32 protein-coding genes are annotated in these 20,616 nt (G+C 67.6%); 1 reads left to right on the forward strand and 31 read right to left on the reverse strand.

All coding sequences use genetic code 11. From position 1 onward, the window contains the following. Positions 1-57 precede the first annotated feature (57 nt). The 4 genes from glmM to ACFW2Y_RS20325 form a co-directional block, all read right to left on the reverse strand. On the reverse strand, positions 58-1,416 hold the full coding sequence (glmM, locus tag ACFW2Y_RS20310) for a phosphoglucosamine mutase (RefSeq protein WP_384880924.1): 1,359 nt from the start codon (positions 1,414-1,416) through the stop codon (positions 58-60). Positions 1,417-1,535: 119 nt separating this feature from the next. Next, on the reverse strand, positions 1,536-2,048 hold the full coding sequence (rpsI, locus tag ACFW2Y_RS20315) for a 30S ribosomal protein S9 (protein WP_015035601.1): 513 nt from the start codon (positions 2,046-2,048) through the stop codon (positions 1,536-1,538). Between the two features lie 41 nt (positions 2,049-2,089). Beyond that, the gene (rplM, locus tag ACFW2Y_RS20320) at positions 2,090-2,533 is read right to left on the reverse strand and encodes a 50S ribosomal protein L13 (RefSeq protein WP_041130788.1); all 444 of its coding nucleotides are present in this window, start codon (positions 2,531-2,533) and stop codon (positions 2,090-2,092) included. 256 nt (positions 2,534-2,789) lie between these two features. Continuing rightward, positions 2,790-4,412, reverse strand: coding sequence for an ABC-F family ATP-binding cassette domain-containing protein (locus tag ACFW2Y_RS20325; protein ID WP_384880927.1), 1,623 nt, complete (start codon positions 4,410-4,412; stop codon positions 2,790-2,792). A 56-nt stretch (positions 4,413-4,468) separates the two neighbouring features. On the opposite strand from ACFW2Y_RS20325, the gene ACFW2Y_RS20330 reads away from it, so the two are divergent. After that, on the forward strand, positions 4,469-5,458 hold the full coding sequence (locus ACFW2Y_RS20330; RefSeq protein WP_384880930.1) for a hypothetical protein: 990 nt from the start codon (positions 4,469-4,471) through the stop codon (positions 5,456-5,458). On the opposite strand, the gene truA is transcribed toward ACFW2Y_RS20330, so the two are convergent. The 27 genes from truA to rplB form a co-directional block, all read right to left on the reverse strand. Beyond that, positions 5,429-6,286 carry a tRNA pseudouridine(38-40) synthase TruA gene (gene truA, locus ACFW2Y_RS20335; RefSeq protein ID WP_384880933.1) on the reverse strand — a complete coding sequence of 286 codons (858 nt, stop codon included), beginning with the start codon at positions 6,284-6,286 and terminating at the stop codon, positions 5,429-5,431. The genes ACFW2Y_RS20330 and truA overlap by 30 nt on opposite strands. A gap of 82 nt (positions 6,287-6,368) precedes the next feature. Beyond that, positions 6,369-6,839 (reverse strand): 50S ribosomal protein L17, encoded by a 471-nt coding sequence (gene rplQ / locus ACFW2Y_RS20340; protein ID WP_384421355.1) that lies wholly within the window; start codon positions 6,837-6,839, stop codon positions 6,369-6,371. A gap of 159 nt (positions 6,840-6,998) precedes the next feature. Beyond that, positions 6,999-8,021 (reverse strand): DNA-directed RNA polymerase subunit alpha, encoded by a 1,023-nt coding sequence (locus ACFW2Y_RS20345; RefSeq protein ID WP_384880936.1) that lies wholly within the window; start codon positions 8,019-8,021, stop codon positions 6,999-7,001. Between the two features lie 132 nt (positions 8,022-8,153). Then, positions 8,154-8,558, reverse strand: a complete 405-nt coding sequence (gene rpsK, locus ACFW2Y_RS20350) for a 30S ribosomal protein S11 (RefSeq protein ID WP_003956432.1) — start codon at positions 8,556-8,558, stop codon at positions 8,154-8,156. A gap of 66 nt (positions 8,559-8,624) precedes the next feature. Next, entirely contained in the window at positions 8,625-9,005 is a 381-nt protein-coding gene (rpsM, locus tag ACFW2Y_RS20355; protein WP_030209021.1) for a 30S ribosomal protein S13, read from the reverse strand. Positions 9,006-9,195: 190 nt separating this feature from the next. Continuing rightward, positions 9,196-9,309, reverse strand: coding sequence for a 50S ribosomal protein L36 (gene rpmJ, locus ACFW2Y_RS20360; protein WP_003956441.1), 114 nt, complete (start codon positions 9,307-9,309; stop codon positions 9,196-9,198). Between the two features lie 61 nt (positions 9,310-9,370). Continuing rightward, positions 9,371-9,592: a translation initiation factor IF-1 gene (gene infA, locus ACFW2Y_RS20365; RefSeq protein ID WP_003956442.1), complete on the reverse strand. Its 222-nt coding sequence runs from the start codon at positions 9,590-9,592 to the stop codon at positions 9,371-9,373. A gap of 194 nt (positions 9,593-9,786) precedes the next feature. Continuing rightward, entirely contained in the window at positions 9,787-10,638 is an 852-nt protein-coding gene (gene map / locus ACFW2Y_RS20370; protein WP_384880938.1) for a type I methionyl aminopeptidase, read from the reverse strand. Positions 10,639-10,734: 96 nt separating this feature from the next. Next, positions 10,735-11,382: an adenylate kinase gene (locus ACFW2Y_RS20375; protein ID WP_384880940.1), complete on the reverse strand. Its 648-nt coding sequence runs from the start codon at positions 11,380-11,382 to the stop codon at positions 10,735-10,737. Beyond that, on the reverse strand, positions 11,382-12,701 hold the full coding sequence (gene secY, locus ACFW2Y_RS20380; protein WP_384880943.1) for a preprotein translocase subunit SecY: 1,320 nt from the start codon (positions 12,699-12,701) through the stop codon (positions 11,382-11,384). The genes ACFW2Y_RS20375 and secY overlap by 1 nt, the downstream gene beginning before the upstream one ends. 213 nt (positions 12,702-12,914) lie before the next feature. Next, entirely contained in the window at positions 12,915-13,370 is a 456-nt protein-coding gene (rplO, locus tag ACFW2Y_RS20385) for a 50S ribosomal protein L15 (RefSeq protein WP_384880946.1), read from the reverse strand. A gap of 1 nt (position 13,371) precedes the next feature. Next, positions 13,372-13,554, reverse strand: a complete 183-nt coding sequence (gene rpmD, locus ACFW2Y_RS20390; RefSeq protein ID WP_015035589.1) for a 50S ribosomal protein L30 — start codon at positions 13,552-13,554, stop codon at positions 13,372-13,374. Further along, positions 13,554-14,156, reverse strand: coding sequence for a 30S ribosomal protein S5 (gene rpsE, locus ACFW2Y_RS20395; RefSeq protein ID WP_015035588.1), 603 nt, complete (start codon positions 14,154-14,156; stop codon positions 13,554-13,556). The genes rpmD and rpsE overlap by 1 nt, the downstream gene beginning before the upstream one ends. 46 nt (positions 14,157-14,202) lie before the next feature. Then, positions 14,203-14,586 carry a 50S ribosomal protein L18 gene (gene rplR, locus ACFW2Y_RS20400; protein ID WP_384880948.1) on the reverse strand — a complete coding sequence of 128 codons (384 nt, stop codon included), beginning with the start codon at positions 14,584-14,586 and terminating at the stop codon, positions 14,203-14,205. A gap of 3 nt (positions 14,587-14,589) precedes the next feature. After that, the gene (gene rplF / locus ACFW2Y_RS20405; protein ID WP_384880951.1) at positions 14,590-15,129 is read right to left on the reverse strand and encodes a 50S ribosomal protein L6; all 540 of its coding nucleotides are present in this window, start codon (positions 15,127-15,129) and stop codon (positions 14,590-14,592) included. 21 nt (positions 15,130-15,150) lie between these two features. Beyond that, positions 15,151-15,549, reverse strand: coding sequence for a 30S ribosomal protein S8 (gene rpsH / locus ACFW2Y_RS20410; protein ID WP_006347222.1), 399 nt, complete (start codon positions 15,547-15,549; stop codon positions 15,151-15,153). A gap of 208 nt (positions 15,550-15,757) precedes the next feature. Continuing rightward, on the reverse strand, positions 15,758-15,943 hold the full coding sequence (locus ACFW2Y_RS20415; RefSeq protein ID WP_003948630.1) for a type Z 30S ribosomal protein S14: 186 nt from the start codon (positions 15,941-15,943) through the stop codon (positions 15,758-15,760). A gap of 5 nt (positions 15,944-15,948) precedes the next feature. Beyond that, entirely contained in the window at positions 15,949-16,506 is a 558-nt protein-coding gene (gene rplE / locus ACFW2Y_RS20420) for a 50S ribosomal protein L5 (RefSeq protein WP_086024646.1), read from the reverse strand. Further along, positions 16,503-16,814, reverse strand: coding sequence for a 50S ribosomal protein L24 (gene rplX, locus ACFW2Y_RS20425; RefSeq protein ID WP_015035583.1), 312 nt, complete (start codon positions 16,812-16,814; stop codon positions 16,503-16,505). The genes rplE and rplX overlap by 4 nt, the downstream gene beginning before the upstream one ends. 2 nt (positions 16,815-16,816) lie before the next feature. Continuing rightward, on the reverse strand, positions 16,817-17,185 hold the full coding sequence (rplN, locus tag ACFW2Y_RS20430; protein WP_003956455.1) for a 50S ribosomal protein L14: 369 nt from the start codon (positions 17,183-17,185) through the stop codon (positions 16,817-16,819). A 114-nt stretch (positions 17,186-17,299) separates the two neighbouring features. Next, entirely contained in the window at positions 17,300-17,581 is a 282-nt protein-coding gene (rpsQ, locus tag ACFW2Y_RS20435; protein WP_030208995.1) for a 30S ribosomal protein S17, read from the reverse strand. Further along, the gene (rpmC, locus tag ACFW2Y_RS20440) at positions 17,581-17,805 is read right to left on the reverse strand and encodes a 50S ribosomal protein L29 (protein ID WP_017239580.1); all 225 of its coding nucleotides are present in this window, start codon (positions 17,803-17,805) and stop codon (positions 17,581-17,583) included. Before rpmC ends, rpsQ begins: the two co-directional genes overlap by 1 nt. After that, a complete protein-coding gene (gene rplP, locus ACFW2Y_RS20445) occupies positions 17,805-18,224 on the reverse strand; it encodes a 50S ribosomal protein L16 (RefSeq protein WP_017239579.1) in 420 nt (139 codons plus the stop codon). Before rplP ends, rpmC begins: the two co-directional genes overlap by 1 nt. 5 nt (positions 18,225-18,229) lie before the next feature. Then, entirely contained in the window at positions 18,230-19,075 is an 846-nt protein-coding gene (gene rpsC, locus ACFW2Y_RS20450) for a 30S ribosomal protein S3 (protein WP_384880955.1), read from the reverse strand. Then, positions 19,075-19,422, reverse strand: a complete 348-nt coding sequence (gene rplV, locus ACFW2Y_RS20455; RefSeq protein WP_030208989.1) for a 50S ribosomal protein L22 — start codon at positions 19,420-19,422, stop codon at positions 19,075-19,077. Before rplV ends, rpsC begins: the two co-directional genes overlap by 1 nt. Positions 19,423-19,464: 42 nt before the next feature. Continuing rightward, positions 19,465-19,746, reverse strand: coding sequence for a 30S ribosomal protein S19 (rpsS, locus tag ACFW2Y_RS20460; RefSeq protein WP_015035577.1), 282 nt, complete (start codon positions 19,744-19,746; stop codon positions 19,465-19,467). Positions 19,747-19,758: 12 nt separating this feature from the next. After that, positions 19,759-20,595, reverse strand: a complete 837-nt coding sequence (gene rplB / locus ACFW2Y_RS20465; RefSeq protein WP_030208986.1) for a 50S ribosomal protein L2 — start codon at positions 20,593-20,595, stop codon at positions 19,759-19,761. Positions 20,596-20,616: the final 21 nt, after the last annotated feature.

Genomic DNA, 20,616 nt, shown 5'->3' on the forward strand with positions numbered 1-20,616 from the left:
CTGCCGCACCCGTCGGGTGCGGCAGGCCCTCCCGTGCATGACGGTGCCTCAGGCAGGCTAGCCCAGAGTGGACTTCACGACATCCGCGAGGCGCTGGGCAACCGCACGGGCCTGCTCGATGTCCGCGGCCTCGACCATCACCCGGACCAGCGGCTCGGTGCCGGAGGGGCGCAGCAGGACGCGGCCGGTGGAGCCCAGTTCGCGCTCGGCCTCGGCGACGGCGGCGGCGAGCTCACCGGAGGTGTGCACCCGCGACTTGTCGACGTCCTTGACGTTGATGAGGATCTGCGGGAGCCGCTGCATGACGCCGGCGAGGTCGGCGAGCGACTTGCCGGTGGCGGCGACGCGGGCGGCCAGCATCAGGCCGGTGAGGGTGCCGTCGCCGGTGGTGGCGTGGTCGAGCACGATGACGTGTCCCGACTGCTCGCCGCCGAGCGCGTAGCCGCTCTCCTTCATGGACTCCAGCACGTAGCGGTCGCCGACCGCGGTCTGGACGAGGTTCAGGCCCTCGCGCTCCATGGCCAGCTTGAAGCCCAGGTTGGACATGACCGTCGCGACGACGGTGTTTCCGCGCAGCGTGCCGGCCTCGCGCATGGCGAGGGAGAGCACGGCGAGGATCTGGTCGCCGTCGACCTCCTCGCCCGAGGCGTCCACGGCGAGGCAGCGGTCGGCGTCGCCGTCGTGGGCGATGCCCAGGTCGGCGCCGTGTTCGACGACGGCGGCCCGGAGCAGGTCCAGGTGGGTGGAGCCGCAGCCGTCGTTGATGTTGAGGCCGTCCGGCTCGGCGCCGATGGTGATGACCTGGGCGCCGGCACGGGAGAAGGCCTCGGGCGAGACGCGGGCGGCGGCGCCGTGCGCCTCGTCGAGGACGATCGTGAGACCGTCGAGGCGGTTGGGGAGGACCGAGAGCAGGTGGGAGACATAGGTCTCGAAGCCCTCGTCGTAGTCGCGGACGCGACCGACGCCGGCACCGGTCGGACGCTGCCACGGGGCACCGGTGCGGTGCTCCTCGTACACGGCTTCGATCTTGTCCTCCAGTTCGTCGGCGAGCTTGTGGCCGCCGCGCGCGAAGAACTTGATGCCGTTGTCGGGCATGGCGTTGTGGCTCGCGGAGAGCATCACGCCGAGGTCGGCGCCGAGGACGCCGGTCAGGTGGGCCACGGCGGGGGTCGGGAGGACCCCGACCCGCAGCACGTCGACGCCGGCGCTGGCGAGGCCCGCGACGACGGCCGCCTCGAGGAACTCTCCGGAGGCGCGCGGGTCACGCCCGACGACGGCAGTGGGCCGATGGCCCTCGAAGGTGCCCGCCTCGGCGAGCACGTGCGCGGCAGCGACCGACAGGCCGAGCGCCAGCTCCGCCGTCAGGTCCGCGTTGGCCACGCCGCGCACGCCGTCCGTGCCGAAGAGTCGTCCCACAGCTGTCCTCCGAAAATATGTGCCCAAGCTGATGAAAGAAAAAGGGGTTATGAAAAAACGTACGCCCCGACGACACGGACAGTGCCGTCGGGGCGTACGAAAGCAGACCGAGCAGGCGATTAACGCTTGCTGTACTGCGGAGCCTTGCGGGCCTTCTTGAGACCGGCCTTCTTCCGCTCGACCGCACGGTCGTCACGGGAGAGGAAGCCGGCCTTCTTCAGCGCCGGGCGGTTGTTCTCGACGTCCGCCTCGTTCAGCGCACGGGCCACGCCGAGGCGCAGGGCACCGGCCTGGCCGGAGACGCCGCCACCCGCGATGCGGGCGATGACGTCGTAGCGGTTGTCGAGCTCGAGCACCTTGAAGGGCTCGTTGACTTCCTGCTGGTGCACCTTGTTGGGGAAGTAGTCCTCAAGGGTGCGACCGTTGATCTTCCACTTGCCGGTGCCCGGAACGATCCGGACGCGGGCAATGGCGTTCTTGCGACGGCCCAGGCCGGCGGCCGGCTGCGGGTCGCCGAAGCGGGAGGCGAGCGACTCGGAGGTGTACTCACCCTCGACGAGCTCGGTCTCGGTGGTGTACTCCTCAACGCCCTCGAACTCGTCGACGGGGGTCTCGGGGGTGGTCTCGGCCACGATGCTCCTCAGATTCTTTTCGTCTTAGGGGGTGGCCGGACTTACTGCGCGACCTGGGTGATCTCGAACGGGACCGGCTGCTGGGCAGCGTGCGGGTGGTTCTCGCCCGCGTAGACCTTCAGCTTCGAGAGCATCTGACGGCCCAGGGAGTTCTTGGGGATCATGCCCTTGATGGCCTTCTCGACGGCCTTCTCGGGGTTCTTGTCCAGCAGCTCGTCGTAGCGGACGGAGCGCAGACCACCCGGGAAGCCAGAGTGACGGTAGGCCATCTTCTGGGTCTTCTTGTTGCCGGACAGGTGGACCTTGTCGGCGTTGATGATGATGACGAAGTCGCCCATGTCCATGTGGGGGGCGTAGACGGGCTTGTGCTTGCCTCGCAGGAGGTTCGCAGCCGTCGTCGCCAGACGGCCCAGGACGATGTCCTGCGCGTCGATGATGTGCCACTGGCGCGTGACATCGCCGGGCTTGGGGCTGTACGTACGCACGGTCGTAGCCTTCGCTTCTTCGGTATGGGGTCTCCCCGAGCCCAGGGGCTCAGGAGAAGGTCCTGACAGGGCCACAGGGACGATGCACGACAGCCTTGGCCGTATCGCGGGGACGCAACCCGTGTACATGCCGCTGGTCATCGGCCCGGTGGACCGGCGTAAGGGCCCCTCGCGTGAGAACGACCAAGCCAATACGCATAACAAACCAGAAGACTACCCGGCACCCCCGCGATGGGTCAAAACGCCGAGGGGGCGCCTAGCGGGCCCGCTCGACCCGGCGCTCGTCCCACACCGGTTCGTCGGTCTCCCGCACCACTCCGTCCGACCCGAAGACCAGGAAGCGGTCGAAGGACTTCGCGAACCACCGGTCGTGGGTCACCGCGAGCACCGTCCCCTCGTACGACTCCAGACCGTCCTGGAGGGCCTCCGCCGACTCCAGGTCCAGGTTGTCCGTGGGCTCGTCGAGCAGCAGCGCGGTCGTCCCCGCGAGCTCCAGGAGCAGGATCTGGAAGCGCGCCTGCTGGCCGCCGGACAGCTTGTCGAAGGGCTGGTCGCCCTGCCGCTCCAGCTCGTACCGCCGCAGCACCGACATCGCCGCGCCCCGGTCCTTGGCGTGCTCCGTCCACAGGATGTCCACGAGGGGACGCCCGACCAGCTCCGGGTGCGCATGGGTCTGCGCGAAGTGCCCCGGCACGACCCGGGCCCCCAGCTTCCAGGTGCCCGTGTGCGCCACCGATTCGTCGCCGGCCAGGAGCCGGAGGAAGTGCGACTTGCCGGATCCGTTGGAACCGAGGACACCGATCCGCTCGCCGTAGAAGATCTCCAGCGAGAACGGCTTCATCAGACCGGTCAGCTCAAGGTTCTCGCAGGTCAGGGCCCGCACCCCGGTCCGTCCTCCGCGCAACCGCATCCGGATGTCCTGCTCCCGCGGCGGCTCCGGCGGCGGCCCCGCCTCCTCGAACTTCCGCAGCCGGGTCTGTGCCGCCGCGTACCGGGACGACATCTCGTGGCTGACCGCAGCCGCCTGTCGCAGGTTGACCACCAGCTTCTTCAGCTGGGCGTGCTTCTCCTCCCAGCGCCGCTTCAGCTCCTCGAAGCGGGCGAACCGCTCCCGCCGGGCCTCGTGGAAGGTGTCGAAGCCACCGCCGTGCACCCACACGTCCGAGCCGGCCGGGCCGGGTTCGACCGCGACGATCTTCTGCGCGGCCCGGGAGAGCAGCTCCCGGTCGTGGGAGATGAAGAGCACGGTCTTGCGGGTCTCCCGCAGCCGCTCCTCCAGCCACCGTTTGCCGGGCACGTCCAGGTAGTTGTCGGGCTCGTCCAGGAGCAGCACCTCGTCGGGGCCGCGCAACAGCGACTCCAGGACCAGTCGCTTCTGCTCGCCGCCGGAGAGCGTCCGGGCCTCCCGGAACTGTGCCTTCTCGTACGGGACGCCGAGGGCCGCCGTCGTGCAGATGTCCCAGAGGGTCTCCGCCTCGTACCCCTGCACCTCGGCCCAGTCGCTGAGGGCCTGCGCATACGCCATCTGCGCGGCCTCGTCGTCCACCGTCATGATCAGGTGCTCGGCCTCGTCGACCGCCTTCGCGGCTTCCCTGATCCGGGGCTGGGCGACCGAGACCAGCAGGTCGCGGACGGTGGAGCCGTCCCGCACGGAGCCGACGAACTGGGGCATCACGCCGAGCCCGCCGCTGACCGTGACCGTGCCGCCGTGCGGCTGGAGCTCTCCGGCGATCATCCGGAGCAGCGTGGTCTTGCCGGCGCCGTTGGCCCCGACGAGGGCGACGACCGCCCCCTCCCCGACCCGGAAGGAGGCGTCCCCGAGCAGGACCCTCCCGTCGGGGAGGTAGTACTCAAGATGTGCGGCCTCGACGTGTCCCATGGGATGCATTGTCACCGCCCGCATCGACTCCGCCCAACCGGTTTAGGATGCGCGGCATGAGCTTTGGGGGACCGCAGTGGCCGCAGGAGCCGCAGCAGCAGGGGTACGGGCAGGGGGCGGGGCAGCAGGGGTACGGCCAACAGCCCGGCTACGGACCGCCGCCGGGATACGGGCAGCAACCGGGGCAGCAACCGCAGCCGTCCGGCTTCGAGCAGCAGCCGAACCCGTTCCCGGGGGCACAGGGCAGTGGCGCCACCCCGGACTGGGGCGCCCTGGCCGACGCCTCCGCCTCCCGGAACCGTCGCAAGCGCCTCCTGCTGGTCTCCGGCGGGGCCCTGGCCGCGGTGGCCGTCGGTGCGATCGTCGCGACCGCCGTCGTGGCCACCAACAAGAAGAACGACGAGGCCAAGAACGGCCCGCTCCCCACCGGCGCGGTCTCCCCCACGGACCTCCCCAGCCCCGAGCCGACCTTCTCCTCGGTGGCACCACCGCCCCCACCGGACCCGAAGGACTACATCTCGGACCCGAAGAAGGACAAGGCGCCGCTCACCGCCGAGGGCCTCTTCCCCGGCAAGAAGCTGACCATGGACGACCGCCCCTACCAGAAGGGCGCGACCTCCTCGACGACCAACTGCACGGCCGTCACCCAGGGCGGCCTCGGCGCGGTCCTCCAGCAGAACGGCTGCCAGCGGGTGCTCCGCGCCACCTATGTGAAGGACGGCGTGGCGGTCACCGTAGGCGTCGCCGTCTTCCCCTCCGAAGCGGCGGCCGGGAAGGCGAAGGACCGGGCCGTCGGCGGCATCGCGCCGCTGACCGGCGCCGGCGTGGGTGACTTCTGCCACTCCACGGTCTGCCTGCGCCGCGCGAACGCGATCGGCCGGTACGCGTACTTCACCCAGGCCGGCTTCACCAACGGCACGAAGGTCACCAAGGCCGACACCGTGGTCTTCCGGGCCAGTGACGACCTCGGCACCTTCGCCTTCAACCAGATCTATGCCCGGGGCCGCGCCCAGGCTTCAGCAGCAGCCGGCGCTCCCGGGGAGTGACCGCTTGTTCCGGGCCTCCCGGCTCCGGGCGGCGAGCAGTTCGTCCGCCGGGTAGCCCACCTCTTCCAGGGTGAGGCCGTGCGGCCGGACGACGTGCACGGCCGAGTCCCGGACGCCGGCGGCGAGCACCTTCCCGGGCCAGTCCACCGGCCGGTGCCCGTCCCCCACGAAGAGCAGGGCGCCGACGAGCGAGCGGACCATGTTGTGGCAGAAGGCGTCCGCCTTCACGGTCGCCTCCAGCACCCCGTCGTCCCGCCGCTCCCAGCGCAGCACCTGGAGCGTGCGGATGGTGGTGGCGCCCTCGCGCTTCTTGCAGTACGCGGCGAAGTCGTGCTCGCCGATGAGTGCGGTCGCCGCCTCGTTCATCGCGTCCAGGTCGAGGGGCCAGTCGTGCCACAGCACATGGCCCCGGAGCAGCGGGTCGACCCCGCCGGGGTCGTCGGTGACGCGGTAGGCGTAGCGGCGCCAGATCGCGGAGAAGCGCGCGTTGAAGCCGGCCGGCGCCTCCGCCACCCGCCACACCCGGACGTCGTGCGGAAGCCGCCCCGCGAGCCGTCGGAGCAGCTTCTCCCGGTGCTCCTCCCACAGGCCCACGGGCAGGTCGACGTGGGCGACCTGGCCGCGTGCGTGGACCCCGGCATCGGTCCGGCCCGCGACGGTCAGTTCGTGGGTCTCCTTGGACCGGGTCACGGTCCGCAGGGCGTCCTCGATCTCCCCCTGCACGGTCCGCTGCCCCTGGGCCTGCTTGGCCCAGCCGGAGAAGTCCTTGCCGTCGTAGGAAAGGTCGAGCCTGACCCGTACGAAACCGTCCTGCACCTCATCGCTCACGCGGAGATCCTCTCAAAGACACGGGAGCGGGCCCGCACCCCAGGGGGTACGGGCCCGCACACGAGAAACGTCGGAAGAACGCTTACGCGTCCTTCGACTCCTCCTCGGTCGCCTCGACCGCGGCGGCCTCGTCGGCCTCCTTGACGGCGCGCTTGGTGGCGGCCTCGGCCTCGGCAACGGTCGCCTTCTTGGCGATCTCGCCCTCGACCAGCTCGATCACGGCCATCGGGGCGTTGTCGCCACGACGGTTGCCGATCTTGGTGATGCGGGTGTAACCGCCGGGACGCTCCGAGTAGCGCGGGGCGATCTCGGTGAAGAGGGTGTGGACGATGCCCTTGTCGGTGATCGTCTGCAGCACCAGGCGACGGTTGTGGATGTCGCCCTTCTTCGCCTTGGTGATCAGGCGCTCGGCGACCGGACGCAGGCGGCGGGCCTTGGCCTCGGTCGTCGTGATGCGGCCGTGCTCGAAGAGCGACTTCGCCAGGTTAGCGAGGAGCAGCTTCTCGTGCGCGGCGGAGCCGCCGAGGCGGGCGCCCTTGGTGGGACGCGGCATGGTGTTTCTCCTTGTGTTCTGCCCCGGCCGTATCAGGTACCGGGGTCAGTATCCGAGCAGGCGGTTACCTGTCGGAGACCCGCGCCCCGAAGGGGGCGCGGGGAACTGCACAACCGGCCGGAACCGGTCCGCAGCAAGAGGGGACCGTCAGGTCCGAGCTCAGTACTGCTCGGTCTCGACGAAGCCCGCGTCCGCGTCGTCGTCGGCGCCGAAGGCGTCCGCGGCGGCGGTCGGGTCGAATCCGGGCGGCGAGTCCTTCAGCGCGAGGCCCATACCGGCCAGCTTCGCCTTGACCTCGTCGATCGACTTCGCACCGAAGTTGCGGATGTCGAGCAGGTCGGCCTCGGAACGGGCGACGAGCTCACCCACGGAGTGGATGCCCTCGCGCTTGAGGCAGTTGTAGGAGCGGACCGTGAGCTCCAGCTCCTCGATCGGCAGCGCCAGGTCGGCGGCGAGGGCGGCGTCCGTCGGGGACGGGCCCATGTCGATGCCCTCGGCGTCGACGTTGAGCTCGCGCGCCAGACCGAACAGCTCGACCAGGGTCTTGCCGGCGGACGCCATGGCGTCGCGCGGGCGCATGGCCTGCTTGGTCTCGACGTCGACGATCAGCTTGTCGAAGTCGGTGCGCTGCTCGACTCGGGTCGCCTCGACCTTGTAGGTGACCTTGAGGACCGGCGAGTAGATGGAGTCGACCGGGATGCGGCCGATCTCCTGGCCCACCTGCTTGTTCTGGACGGCGGAGACGTAGCCGCGACCGCGCTCGACGGTCAGCTCCATCTCCAGCTTGCCCTTGGCGTTCAGGCTCGCCAGGACGAGGTCCGGGTTGTGCACCTCGACACCGGCCGGGGGCGCGATGTCGGCGGCGGTGACCAGACCCGGGCCCTGCTTGCGCAGGTACATCACGACCGGCTCGTCGTGCTCCGAGGAGACGACCAGCTGCTTGATGTTGAGGATGAGGTCGGTGACGTCCTCCTTGACGCCCGGCACGGTGGTGAACTCGTGCAGGACGCCGTCGATGCGGATGCTGGTGACGGCGGCACCCGGGATCGAGGAGAGGAGGGTACGGCGGAGGGAGTTGCCGAGGGTGTAGCCGAAGCCCGGCTCCAGCGGCTCGATCACGAACCGGGAGCGGAACTCGTCGACGACCTCTTCGGTCAGCGACGGACGCTGAGCGATAAGCATGTCTGTGTGTCCTTCAGTCGTGGACGCCCACTATTTGACGCCCGACGGAGTACTGCGTACTGCAAGGGTACGGGCGGTACGCCCCGAAGAGGGGGCGCACCGCCCGAAATCCCTGGTCAAGCAGCCGGTGCGTCAGACGCGGCGGCGCTTGGGGGGACGGCAGCCGTTGTGCGGCGTGGGGGTGACGTCCTGGATCGAGCCGACCTCGAGGCCGGTGGCCTGGAGGGAGCGGATCGCGGTCTCACGGCCGGAGCCGGGACCCTTGACGAAGACGTCGACCTTGCGCATGCCGTGCTCCTGCGCGCGGCGAGCGGCCGACTCGGCGGCCATCTGCGCGGCGAACGGGGTGGACTTGCGCGAGCCCTTGAAGCCGACGTGGCCGGCGGAGGCCCAGGAGATCACGTTGCCCGAGGGGTCCGTGATCGAGACGATCGTGTTGTTGAACGTGCTCTTGATGTGCGCGTGGCCGTGAGCGACGTTCTTCTTTTCCTTGCGGCGCACCTTCTTGGCAGCGCCCTGACGACCCTTGGGGGGCATCTCTTACTCCTACGGGAGGTGGTCGGTCCTACAGCGAAGACCGCTTGGTCAAGCGTCCGCTGAGGACTACTTCTTGCCCGGCTTCTTCTTGCCGGCGATGGCGCGACGCGGGCCCTTGCGGGTACGAGCGTTCGTGCTGGTGCGCTGGCCGCGGACGGGCAGGCCACGACGGTGGCGCAGACCCTGGTAGCAGCCGATCTCGACCTTGCGGCGGATGTCGGCGGCGATCTCACGGCGGAGGTCACCCTCGGTCCGGAGGTTGGCGTCCACGTACTCGCGGATCTTGACGAGGTCTTCCTCGGCAAGGTCGCGGACGCGGGTGGACGGGTTCACGCCGGTCGCGGCGAGGATCTCCTCGGACCGGGTGCGCCCGATGCCGAAGACGTAGGTGAGTGCGACCACCACACGCTTTTCGCGAGGGATGTCAACACCGGAAACGCGTGCCATTCAATGGCTCCTGTGTTCTCGGGGGTCTGCTGCAGAACCGGTCCCGGCCGCCGTATGAGGTACAGGTCGGGTCCCCGGCCCCCGCCGGAGGTGCCGTCAGCCGTGGATCACGGCCCGACGGGCTCTGCATGTGTACGTGTTGCTATGCGTCGCGCGAAGAACTGCGAAGTTGCAGGTCGGTCGGCGTGCGTCAGCCCTGGCGCTGCTTGTGGCGCAGGTTGTCGCAGATGACCATGACCCGGCCGTGACGGCGGATCACCTTGCACTTGTCGCAGATCTTCTTGACGCTCGGCTTGACCTTCATGGGATGTGAGGTTCTCCGGGTCAGTGCCACCACCCGCGCGGAGTGCGGGTGCGGGCAAGATCTACTTGTACCGGTAGACGATCCGGCCACGCGTCAGGTCGTACGGAGAGAGCTCCACGACGACCCGGTCGTCCGGGAGGATTCGGATGTAGTGCATCCGCATCTTGCCGGAGATGTGCGCGAGGACCTTGTGACCGTTCTGGAGCTCCACCTTGAACATGGCGTTCGGGAGGGACTCGATCACGGTGCCCTCGATTTCGATGGCACCTTGCTTCTTGGCCACGCTTCGCCCTTCGAATCGGCTACCTTGATCGACTCCGGCCGCCGCGTGCGGACACACGGGTACACGAGAGCCGACGCGTCAGTCTACGTCAGCCCCTGGGAAAAGACGAATCGGGGAATCTGCCCACCGTAGAAGATCATTACGCGAACTCCGAATCGGCTACGCACCCAGGGGCCGGCGCCGCACACCGGTGGCTACGCCAGGGGGTCCGGTGCCGCCGTGACGCCCAGCTCCGCCAGTTTCGCCTTGCCGCCGTCCACCGCGGTCAGGACCAGGGGGCCCTCCTCGGTCAGGGCGACCGAGTGCTCCCAGTGGGAGGACCAGGTGCCGTCGGTGGTGACGACCGTCCAGTCGTCCTCCAGGACCTCCGTGCGGGGAGTGCCCAGCGACACCATCGGCTCGATGGCCAAGCAGAAGCCGGGGACGAGCTTCGGGCCCTTGCCCCGCTTGCGGGAGACGTAGTTCAGCAGGTGCGGGTCCATGTGCATCTCGGTGCCGATGCCGTGGCCGCCGTAGTCCTCGATGATCCCGTACCGGCCGAGGCTGTGGTCACCGACCGCCGGCCGCGGCTGGCGCTTGATGTAGGACTCGATCGCCTTCGAGACGTCCACCAAGCGGTTGCCGAGCTTCATGGCCGCGATGCCGGCCCACATCGACTCCTCCGTCACCCGGGAGAGCTCCACCAGCTCCGGTGCGTGCCCGGTGCCCACGAAGGCCGTGTAGGCGGCGTCACCGTGCCAGCCGTCCACGATCGCGCCCGCGTCGATGGAGATGATGTCGCCGTCCTTGAGGACGGTCTTGTCGTCGGGGATGCCGTGGACGACGACCTCGTTCGCCGAGGTGCAGATCGTCGCGGGGAAACCGCCGTACCCGAGGAAGTTCGACTTCGCACCGTGGTCGGCGATGACCTTCCGCGCCACCTCGTCGAGGTCCCGCGTCGTGGCGCCGGGCACGGCCGCCTCACGCGTCGCCGCGTGGATGGCGGCGACGACCAGCCCCGCCTCGCGCATCTTCGCGATCTGCTCGGGGGTCTTGATCTGCACCATCGTGGCCGCGGCCTTTCCATCGAGTACGGGGAACGGAACAACGATACGGCCGCGGCGCCCGTGAGGGGCACCGCGGCCGTATCGAACGAACCGGGGTTACTTCTTGAGCGCGGCCATCGCCTTGGCGGTGACCTCGTCCACCTTGCCGAGCGCCGAGATCGTCACGACCAGGTTCTGCGCCCGGTAGTAGTCGATGATCGGCTCGGTCTGCGTGTGGTAGACCTCCAGGCGCCGGCGGACCGTCTCCTCGGAGTCGTCGTCGCGCTGGTAGAGCTCGCCGCCGCAGACGTCACAGACGCCCGCGGTCTTCGGCGGGGTGTACGTCACGTGGAAGACGTGCGCGCTGTCGTTGCGGCAGATGCGGCGACCCGCGATCCGCTTCACGACCTCGTCCTCGGGGACCTCCAGGTCCAGGACCGCGTCCAGCTGCATGTCCTCGGCCTTCAGGACCACGTCCAGGGCCTCGGCCTGCGCCACGTTCCGGGGGAAGCCGTCCAGCAGGAAGCCGTTGGCGGCGTCCGACTGCTCCATGCGGTCCTTGGCCATCCCGATGGTCACCTCGTCGGGCACGAGGTCGCCGGCGTCCATGAACGCCTTGGCCTTCAGACCGAGCTCGGTGCCCTGCGAGATGTTGGCACGGAACAGGTCACCCGTGGAGATGTGTGGGATGTCCAGGTTCCTGGCAAGGAACGCGGCCTGCGTACCCTTGCCGGCCCCGGGCGGTCCGACGAGGACGATTCGCATCAGCGGAGGAACCCTTCGTAATTGCGCTGCTGGAGCTGGCTCTCGATCTGCTTCACGGTCTCCAGCCCCACACCCACGATGATGAGGATGCTCGTCCCGCCGAAGGGGAAGTTGGCATTGGCGCCACCGAAGCCTGCCAACGCCATCGTCGGCACAAGAGCGATCAGACCCAAGTACAGCGAGCCCGGCCAAGTGATCCGGTTGAGCACGTAGCTCAGATACTCGGCAGTAGGTCGACCAGCCCGGATACCCGGGATGAAGCCACCATACTTCTTCATGTTGTCGGCGACTTCCTCGGGGTTGAACGAAATCGCCACGTAGAAGAAGGCGAAGAACACGATCAGGAGGAAGTACGCAGCGATGTAGTAGGGGTGGTCACCCTTGACGAAGTGGGCTTCGATCCAGGTCTTCCACCCTGCGGTGGAGTTCGAGAACTGCGCGATCAAGGCCGGGATGTAGAGCAGCGACGACGCGAAGATGACAGGAATCACACCCGCCTGGTTCACCTTCAACGGGATGTAAGTGGACGTACCGCCGTACGACCTGCGGCCGATCATGCGCTTCGCGTACTGGACCGGGATGCGCCGCTGGGCCTGCTCGACGAAGACCACGAGGGCCACCATCACGAAGCCGATGAGGATGACGGTGCCGAACTCGATCCAGCCCTTGGCGAGCTTGCCGCTCTCCTTGATGGCCCACAGCGCGCCCGGGAAGCCGGCGGCGATCGAGATGAACATCAGGATCGACATGCCGTTGCCGATGCCGCGGTCGGTGATCAGCTCACCGAGCCACATGACGACACAGGTGCCCGCGGTCATCGTGATGACCATGGTGGCGATGGTGAAGATCGACTGGTTCGGCACGACCTGGTCGGCGACGATGCAGCCGCTGAAGAGCGCACCGCTCTTGGCGGTCGCCACGAGACCGGTGCCCTGGAGCACGGCAAGGGCGACCGTCAGGTACCGGGTGTATTGCGTGATCTTGGCGGTGCCCGACTGGCCCTCCTTCTTGAGGGCTTCGAGGCGCGGAATCACGACGGTCAGCAGCTGCAGGATGATGCTCGCCGTGATGTACGGCATGATGCCGAGCGCAAAGATGGTGATCTGCAGCAGCGCCCCGCCACTGAACATGTTGACCAGGCCGAACAGGCTGTTGTTGCCCTCGCTGGCCTGCTTGACACACTGCTGAACTGCCTCGTAGCTGACGCCGGGCACCGGGATGTGGGCACCGAGGCGGTACAACACGATGATGGCGAGCGTGAAGAGCAGTTTCTTGCGCAGGTCGGGCGTCTTGAACGCCCGGGCGAACGCGGTGAGCACGGTGCCTCCTGCGACCCCCGCGCTATGCGTCAAGGGTGACGGTCTTGAGGTTCGACGAATAGGTATCGGTCTTCAAATCCGTGCGGGCATGGCGCACGGAGTCTAGACAGTGCACGCCACCTTACCGGCGAGCATGCCCCCCTAGGAACGACCAACCGGGGATGCCCCTTTTGAGAGGCATCCCCGGTCGGATGTTCAAGCCATCGAGTCGTCTCAGACGAGCTCGGTGACGCTGCCGCCCGCGGCGGCAATCTTCTCCTTGGCGGAGCCGGAGACGGCGTCAACCGTCACCTGCAGCGCCACGGAGACCTCGCCTTGGCCAAGGACCTTGACGAGCTGGTTCTTGCGAACGGCACCCTTGGCGACCAGGTCGGCCACCGTGACCTCGCCACCCTGCGGGTAGAGCGCGGCCAGCTTGTCCAGGTTCACGACCTGGTACTCGGTGCGGAAGGGGTTCTTGAAGCCCTTCAGCTTCGGGAGGCGCATGTGGAGGGGCATCTGGCCACCCTCGAAGCGCTCCGGAACCTGGTAACGGGCCTTGGTGCCCTTCGTACCACGACCGGCCGTCTTACCCTTCGACGCCTCACCACGACCCACACGGGTCTTGGCGGTCTTGGCGCCGGGGGCGGGACGGAGGTTGTGGGCCTTCAGCGGGTTGTTCTCCGCCATGTCAGTCAACCTCCTCGACCGTCACGAGGTGGCGGACGGTGTGCACCATGCCGCGGAACTCGGGGCGGTCCTCCTTGACAACCACGTCGTTGACCTTCTTGAGGCCGAGCGAACGCAGGGTGTCGCGGTGGTTCTGCTTGCTGCCGATGTACGACTTCGTCTGCGTGACCTTGAGGCGAGCCATTACGCACCCGCCCCAGCACGCGCACGGAGCAGAGCCGCGGGAGCGACGTCCTCGAGGGGCAGACCACGGCGGGCCGCGATCTCCTCGGGACGCTGCAGGCCCTTGAGGGCCTCCACGGTCGCGTGCACGATGTTGATCGCGTTGTCGGAGCCGAGCGACTTCGACAGGATGTCGTGAACGCCGGCGCACTCGAGGACGGCACGCACCGGGCCACCGGCGATAACACCGGTACCGGGGGAAGCCGGCTTGAGCAGGACGACGCCCGCGGCCTTCTCGCCCTGGATCGGGTGAGGGATGGTGCCCTGGATGCGGGGAACCTTGAAGAAGTTCTTCTTCGCTTCCTCGACGCCCTTGGCAATGGCCGCGGGAACTTCCTTGGCCTTGCCGTAACCGACACCTACGGTGCCGTCACCGTCGCCCACCACGACCAGCGCGGTGAAGCTGAAACGACGACCACCCTTGACAACCTTGGCGACGCGGTTGATCGCGACAACGCGCTCAACGTACGCGGTCTTCTCGGCGGCAGCGCCACCGTCGCGACCCTTCCGGTCCCGCCGCTCGCCGCCACCGGCACCGCTGCCGCGGCGCTGGGGTCCAGCCATTGGAATTACCTCTCTCTGTTACGTCCGTTAGTCCCGGAACCGGGGCTTAGAACTTCAGCCCGGCTTCGCGGGCGGCGTCAGCCAGAGCGGCAATGCGCCCGGCGTACCTGTTGCCACCACGGTCGAACACGACGGCCTCGACACCGGCGGCCTTGGCGCGCTCGGCAACCAGGGAGCCGACCTTCTTGGCCTGCGCGGACTTGTCACCCTCGCCACCGCGGATCGACGCGTCCAGGGTCGACGCCGACGCAAGGGTGTGACCCTTGAGGTCGTCGATGACCTGAGCGGTGATGCCGCGGTTGGAACGCGTCACGACGAGGCGCGGACGCTCCGCCGTACCCGACACGTTCTTGCGGATGCGGATGTGGCGGCGCTTCTTGGCGGCGCCCTTGTAGGCGTCGCCCTTGGCGATCTTCACACCGTATGCCATGGCTTACTTACCAGCCTTTCCGACCTTGCGGCGGATGACCTCGCCCGCGTACTTCACGCCCTTGGCCTTGTAGGGGTCGGGCTTGCGAAGCTTGCGGATGTTGGCGGCGACCTCGCCGACCTTCTGCTTGTCGATGCCCTCGACCGAGAACTTGGTCGGCGACTCGACCTTGAACGAGATGCCCTCGGGCGCCTCGACCAGGATCGGGTGGCTGTAGCCGAGCTGGAACTCCAGAGAGGAGCCCTTCGCGGCCACGCGGTAACCGACACCGCTGATCTCGAGCGCCTTGACGTACCCCTGGGTCACACCGGTGATCATGTTGGCCACCAGCGTGCGGGACAGGCCGTGCAGGGCCTTGTTCTGACGCTCATCGTTCGGACGGGTGACGTTCAGAACGCCCTCCTCGCCCTTGGCGATCTCGATCGGCGCGGCGACGGTGTGGGTGAGGGTGCCCTTGGAACCCTTCACCGTGACCGTGCGGCCCTCGATGGTGACGTCCACGCCGGCGGGAACCGTGATGGGGAGCTTGCCGATACGCGACATTGGCTTTTCCTCCGTTCCCGACTACCAGACGTAGGCGAGGACTTCCCCACCCACGCCCTTCTTCTGCGCCTGCTGGCCGGTCAGGAGACCGTGGGACGTGGAGATGATCGCCACGCCCAGGCCGCCGAGGACCTTCGGCAGGTTGGTGGACTTCGCGTAAACCCGGAGGCCCGGCTTCGAGATCCGCTTGATGCCCGCGATGGAGCGCTCACGGTTCGGACCGAACTTGAGCTCGAGGACGAGGTTCTTGCCGACCTCGGCGTCCTCGACCTTCCAGCCCGTGATGAAGCCCTCCTGCTGGAGGATTTCCGCGATGTGAGACTTGATCTTGCTGTGCGGCATCGTCACGGAGTCGTGGTATGCCGAGTTCGCGTTACGCAGACGAGTCAGCATGTCCGCGATCGGATCAGTCATGGTCATGAATTGGCCTTCGGCCTCTCTCGCCGGGGTTTCCTGTATGCGCCATCCCTCTCCCCACACAGGGGCGGGACGGGTGCGGCGCGGGGACCTACGGCGTAGTAAGTCGGTAGGGCGGCGGACGCCCAACCCCCCTAGCCTAAGCCATGGAGGGATGGGCATCCGTCAGCCCAATACTTACCGAGAGACTCCGGTCATCCCAAGTGAGGGATTACCAGGAGCTCTTGGTCACGCCCGGCAGCTCGCCACGGTGAGCCATCTCACGGAGGCACACGCGGCACAGGCCGAACTTGCGGTACACGGAGTGGGGACGACCACAGCGCTGGCAGCGCGTGTAGCCACGCACGCCGAACTTGGGCTTGCGGGCAGCCTTCGCGATGAGAGCCTTCTTCGCCATCTCGCTTACGCCTCCTTGAACGGGAAGCCGAGGTGACGCAGAAGGGCACGGCCCTCGTCGTCGTTGGTCGCCGTGGTCACCACGGTGATGTCCATACCCCGGACACGGTCGATCTTGTCCTGGTCGATCTCGTGGAACATGACCTGCTCCGTGAGACCGAAGGTGTAGTTGCCACGGCCGTCGAACTGCTTGGGGGACAGGCCGCGGAAGTCGCGGATGCGCGGGAGCGCGAGCGACAGGGTGCGGTCCAGGAACTCCCACATGCGGTCGCCACGGAGGGTGACGTGCGCACCGATCGGCTGACCCTCGCGCAGCTTGAACTGCGCGATGGACTTGCGGGCCTTGGTGACGGCCGGCTTCTGACCGGTGATCGTGGTGAGGTCGCGGATCGCACCGTCGATCAGCTTCGAGTCACGGGCGGCGTCGCCGACACCCATGTTGACCACGATCTTCACGAGGCCGGGAACCTGCATGACGTTCTCGTAGGAGAACTCCTCACGCAGCTTGCCCGCGATCTCCTCGCGGTACTTCGTCTTGAGACGCGGAGTGGTGGTAGCCATCAGATGTCCTCACCCGTCCGCTTGGCAACGCGGATCTTGTTGCCCTCGTCGTCGAAGCGGTAACCGACACGCGTGACGACCTTCTTGCCGTCCTTCTCCACGACCAGCTGGACGTTGGAGACGTGGACCGGAGCCTCGGTCGTGACGATGCCGCCGGCCTGCGAGGGGCCGGCCTTGGTGTGCTTCTTGACCCGGTTGACACCCTCGACCAGGACGCGGTTCTCGCGCGGGAAGGCCGTGATGACCTTGCCCTGCTTGCCCTTGTCCTTACCGGTGATGACCTGGACCAGGTCGCCCTTCTTGATCTTCATGCTTACAGCACCTCCGGCGCGAGCGAGATGATCTTCATGAACTTCTTCTCGCGCAGCTCACGGCCGACCGGGCCGAAGATACGGGTGCCACGAGGGTCGCCGTCGTTCTTGAGAATGACAGCGGCGTTCTCGTCGAAGCGGATGTACGAGCCGTCCTGGCGGCGGCGCTCCTTGACGGTGCGAACGATGACCGCCTTGACGACGTCACCCTTCTTCACGTTGCCACCGGGGATCGCGTCCTTGACGGTGGCGACGATGACGTCACCGATGCCCGCGTAGCGGCGACCGGAGCCACCGAGAACACGGATGCAAAGGATCTCCTTGGCACCAGTGTTGTCGGCGACACGCAGTCGCGACTCCTGCTGGATCACGTCTATCTCCTGATTGTCTGCCGGTTCCCGGCCGGGGCTTCGGAGAAGCCCCGGCCGAGCCTGGCGGAACTGACCCGAGGGGCCCCCGGAACTAGTTTCCGGGGCCTCGGGTAATTACTTGGCCTTCTCGAGGATCTCGACGACGCGCCAGTGCTTCGTGGCGGACAGCTTCCGGGTCTCCATCAGGAGGACGCGGTCGCCGATGCCGGCAGCGTTCTGCTCGTCGTGAGCCTTGAGCTTGTTCGTACGGCGGATGACCTTGCCGTACAGCGCGTGCTTGACGCGGTCCTCGACAGCGACGACGACGGTCTTGTCCATCTTGTCGCTGACGACCAGGCCCTCGCGGACCTTGCGAGCGTTGCGCTCGGTCTTCTCAGTCACGTTGCTCTCGCTCATCAGGCGTTCTCCACCGTCTCGATGCCCAGCTCACGCTCACGCATCAGGGTGTAGATCCGGGCGATGTCCTTACGGACGGACTTGAGCCGACCGTGGTTCTCGAGCTGACCGGTCGCCGCCTGGAAGCGGAGGTTGAACAGCTCTTCCTTGGCCTCGCGGAGCTTGTTGAGAAGCTCCTCGTTGCCCAGCTCGCGCAGCTCGGACGCCTTGGTACCGGCCGACATCACAGCTCACCTGCTTCGCGCTTCACGATCTTGCACTTCATCGGCAGCTTGTGGGCCGCACGGGTCAGGGCCTCGCGCGCGATCTTCTCGTTCGGGTAGGACAGTTCGAACATCACCCGACCCGGCTTGACGTTCGCGATCCACCACTCCGGAGAACCCTTACCGGAACCCATGCGGGTCTCGGCGGGCTTCTTCGTCAGCGGACGGTCCGGGTAGATGTTGATCCAGACCTTGCCGCCACGCTTGATGTGGCGGGTCATCGCGATACGAGCCGCCTCGATCTGGCGGTTGGTCACGTAAGCCGGCGTGAGGGCCTGAATGCCGTACTCGCCGAACGCAACCTGCGTGCCACCCTTGCTCGCGCCCGAGCGCTTGGGGTGGTGCTGCTTGCGGTGCTTGACCCTACGGGGGATCAGCATGTCGGTCAGGCCTCCGTTCCGGTGCTCTCAGCCGGAGCGGCAGCGGCGGCGGGAGCCTCGGCCTTGGGGGCCTCGGCAGCCGGCGCGGACTGCTGCTGCGGCTTGCGGCCGCGGCCGCCACGCTCGCCACCGCGGCCACCACGGGCCGGGCGGTCGCCAGCGCCGGCACCACGGGCCGGGCGGTTACCCGCACGGGCCGCAGCGTTCTCGGCGCGGACCTCGGCGATGTTCTTGACGTCGCCCTTGTAGATCCAGACCTTCACGCCGATGCGGCCGAAGGTCGTCTTGGCCTCGAAGAAGCCGTAGTCGACGTTCGCGCGGAGCGTGTGCAGGGGCACGCGGCCCTCGCGGTAGAACTCCGAGCGGGACATCTCGGCGCCGCCGAGACGACCGCCGCACTGGATCTTGATGCCCTTGGCGCCGGCCTTCATCGTGCCCTGCATGCTCTTGCGCATGGCACGACGGAAGGAAACGCGGGAGGAGAGCTGCTCGGCAACGGCCTGGGCGACCAGCTGCGCGTCCATCTCGGGGTTCTTGACCTCGAGGATGTTCAGCTGGACCTGCTTGCCCGTGAGCTTCTCGAGGTCGCCGCGGATGCGGTCGGCCTCGGCGCCACGGCGGCCGATGACGATGCCGGGACGCGCGGTGTGGATGTCCACCCGCACGCGGTCACGGGTGCGCTCGATCTCAACCTTCGAGATGCCGGCGCGCTCCATGCCGGACGTCATCATCCGACGGATGGCGACGTCTTCCTTGACGTAGTCCTTGTACAGCTTGTCGGCGTACCAGCGGGACTTGAAGTCCGTGGTGATGCCGAGCCGGAACCCATGCGGGTTAACCTTCTGGCCCATTACCGGGTTCCTTCCTTGCTGCTGACGACCACGGTGATGTGGCTGGTCCGCTTACGGATCCGGTAGGCACGGCCCTGGGCGCGCGGACGGAACCGCTTCAGGGTCGGGCCCTCATCCACGTACGCCTCGCTGATGTACAGCGAAGAGGCGTCACTGTGGTCGTAGTTGTGCGCGGCGTTGGCAATGGCGCTGTCCAGCACCTTGCCGACCGGCACGCTCGCGGCCTGCGGGGCGAAACGCAGGACCGCCTGAGCCTCCGTGGCGTCCATGCCACGGATAAGGTCCACCACGCGGCGGGCCTTCATGGGCGTGACGCGGATGTACCGCGCCTGGGCCCTGGCTTCCATGGTTGTCCTTCCAGTGTCTGTCATGGTCATTCCACCCCGCTACTAGCGGCGCTTCGACTTCCGGTCGTCCTTCACGTGACCCCGGAAGGTGCGCGTCGGCGAGAACTCGCCGAGCTTGTGGCCGACCATCGACTCGGTGACAAACACCGGAATGTGGGTCTTGCCGTTGTGCACCGCGATCGTGTGGCCGAGCATGGCCGGGATGATCATCGAGCGACGGGACCAGGTCTTGATGACGTTCTTGGTACCGGCTTCGTTCTGGGCGTCCACCTTCTTGACGAGGTGGCCGTCGACGAAGGGTCCCTTCTTGAGACTGCGCGGCATCTAAACCCGCTCCTAGCGCTTCTTGTTCGTCTTGCGGCGGCGGACGATGTACTTGTTCGAAGCCTTCTTGGGCGAACGCGTACGACCCTCCTTCTGACCCCACGGGGAGACCGGGTGGCGACCACCGGAGGTCTTGCCCTCACCACCACCGTGCGGGTGGTCGACCGGGTTCATCGCCACACCGCGGACGGTCGGGCGAACGCCCAGCCAGCGCTTGCGGCCGGCCTTGCCCCAGTTGATGTTCGACTGCTCGGCGTTGCCGACCTCGCCGATGGTGGCGCGGCAGCGGGCGTCGACGAGACGGATCTCACCGGACGGCATGCGGAGGTGGGCCATGGTGCCCTCCTTCGCCAGCAGCTGCACGGAGGCACCGGCCGAGCGGGCGAACTTGGCGCCGCCACCGGGACGGAGCTCGATCGCGTGGATCGTGGTACCGACCGGGATGTTGCGGAGCGCCAGGTTGTTGCCGGGCTTGATGTCCGCGCCGGGGCCGTTCTCGACGCGGTCGCCCTGGGTCAGACCCTTGGGGGCGATGATGTAGCGCTTCTCGCCGTCCACGTAGTGGAGGAGCGCGATGCGCGCGGTGCGGTTGGGGTCGTACTCGATGTGAGCGACCTTGGCCGGCACGCCGTCCTTGTCGTGACGACGGAAGTCGATCACGCGGTAGGCGCGCTTGTGGCCACCGCCCTGGTGACGGACGGTCACACGACCGGTGTTGTTACGGCCGCCCTTGCTGTGCAGGGGGCGGACCAGCGACTTCTCCGGCGTGGACCGCGTGATCTCGACGAAGTCGGCTACGGAGGAGCCACGGCGGCCCGGCGTAGTCGGCTTGTACTTGCGGATTCCCATTTCTCAGTCCTCGTCCGATTC

Source organism: Streptomyces sp. NPDC058877 (assembly GCF_042742855.1).
Taxonomy (GTDB): domain Bacteria; phylum Actinomycetota; class Actinomycetes; order Streptomycetales; family Streptomycetaceae; genus Streptomyces.

Coding starts and splice junctions, on each gene's coding strand:
- ACFW2Y_RS20325 (WP_384880927.1), bottom strand. CDS start 4,412: ATGGGACACGTCGAGGCCGCACATCTTGAGTACTACCTCCCCGACGGG.
- ACFW2Y_RS20330 (WP_384880930.1), top strand. CDS start 4,469: ATGAGCTTTGGGGGACCGCAGTGGCCGCAGGAGCCGCAGCAGCAGGGG.
- rplQ (WP_384421355.1), bottom strand. CDS start 6,839: ATGCCGCGTCCCACCAAGGGCGCCCGCCTCGGCGGCTCCGCCGCGCAC.
- ACFW2Y_RS20345 (WP_384880936.1), bottom strand. CDS start 8,021: ATGCTTATCGCTCAGCGTCCGTCGCTGACCGAAGAGGTCGTCGACGAG.
- rpsK (WP_003956432.1), bottom strand. CDS start 8,558: ATGCCCCCCAAGGGTCGTCAGGGCGCTGCCAAGAAGGTGCGCCGCAAG.
- rpsM (WP_030209021.1), bottom strand. CDS start 9,005: ATGGCACGCGTTTCCGGTGTTGACATCCCTCGCGAAAAGCGTGTGGTG.
- rpmJ (WP_003956441.1), bottom strand. CDS start 9,309: ATGAAGGTCAAGCCGAGCGTCAAGAAGATCTGCGACAAGTGCAAGGTG.
- map (WP_384880938.1), bottom strand. CDS start 10,638: ATGGTGCAGATCAAGACCCCCGAGCAGATCGCGAAGATGCGCGAGGCG.
- ACFW2Y_RS20375 (WP_384880940.1), bottom strand. CDS start 11,382: ATGCGAATCGTCCTCGTCGGACCGCCCGGGGCCGGCAAGGGTACGCAG.
- rplO (WP_384880946.1), bottom strand. CDS start 13,370: ATGGCGGAGAACAACCCGCTGAAGGCCCACAACCTCCGTCCCGCCCCC.
- rpmD (WP_015035589.1), bottom strand. CDS start 13,554: ATGGCTCGCCTCAAGGTCACGCAGACGAAGTCGTACATCGGCAGCAAG.
- rpsE (WP_015035588.1), bottom strand. CDS start 14,156: ATGGCTGGACCCCAGCGCCGCGGCAGCGGTGCCGGTGGCGGCGAGCGG.
- rplR (WP_384880948.1), bottom strand. CDS start 14,586: ATGGCATACGGTGTGAAGATCGCCAAGGGCGACGCCTACAAGGGCGCC.
- rplF (WP_384880951.1), bottom strand. CDS start 15,129: ATGTCGCGTATCGGCAAGCTCCCCATCACGGTTCCCGCCGGCGTGGAC.
- rpsH (WP_006347222.1), bottom strand. CDS start 15,549: ATGACCATGACTGATCCGATCGCGGACATGCTGACTCGTCTGCGTAAC.
- ACFW2Y_RS20415 (WP_003948630.1), bottom strand. CDS start 15,943: ATGGCGAAGAAGGCTCTCATCGCGAAGGCTGCCCGCAAGCCCAAGTTC.
- rplX (WP_015035583.1), bottom strand. CDS start 16,814: ATGAAGATCAAGAAGGGCGACCTGGTCCAGGTCATCACCGGTAAGGAC.
- rpsQ (WP_030208995.1), bottom strand. CDS start 17,581: ATGAGCGAGAGCAACGTGACTGAGAAGACCGAGCGCAACGCTCGCAAG.
- rpmC (WP_017239580.1), bottom strand. CDS start 17,805: ATGTCGGCCGGTACCAAGGCGTCCGAGCTGCGCGAGCTGGGCAACGAG.
- rplP (WP_017239579.1), bottom strand. CDS start 18,224: ATGCTGATCCCCCGTAGGGTCAAGCACCGCAAGCAGCACCACCCCAAG.
- rpsC (WP_384880955.1), bottom strand. CDS start 19,075: ATGGGCCAGAAGGTTAACCCGCATGGGTTCCGGCTCGGCATCACCACG.
- rplV (WP_030208989.1), bottom strand. CDS start 19,422: ATGGAAGCCAGGGCCCAGGCGCGGTACATCCGCGTCACGCCCATGAAG.
- rpsS (WP_015035577.1), bottom strand. CDS start 19,746: ATGCCGCGCAGTCTCAAGAAGGGACCCTTCGTCGACGGCCACCTCGTC.
- rplB (WP_030208986.1), bottom strand. CDS start 20,595: ATGGGAATCCGCAAGTACAAGCCGACTACGCCGGGCCGCCGTGGCTCC.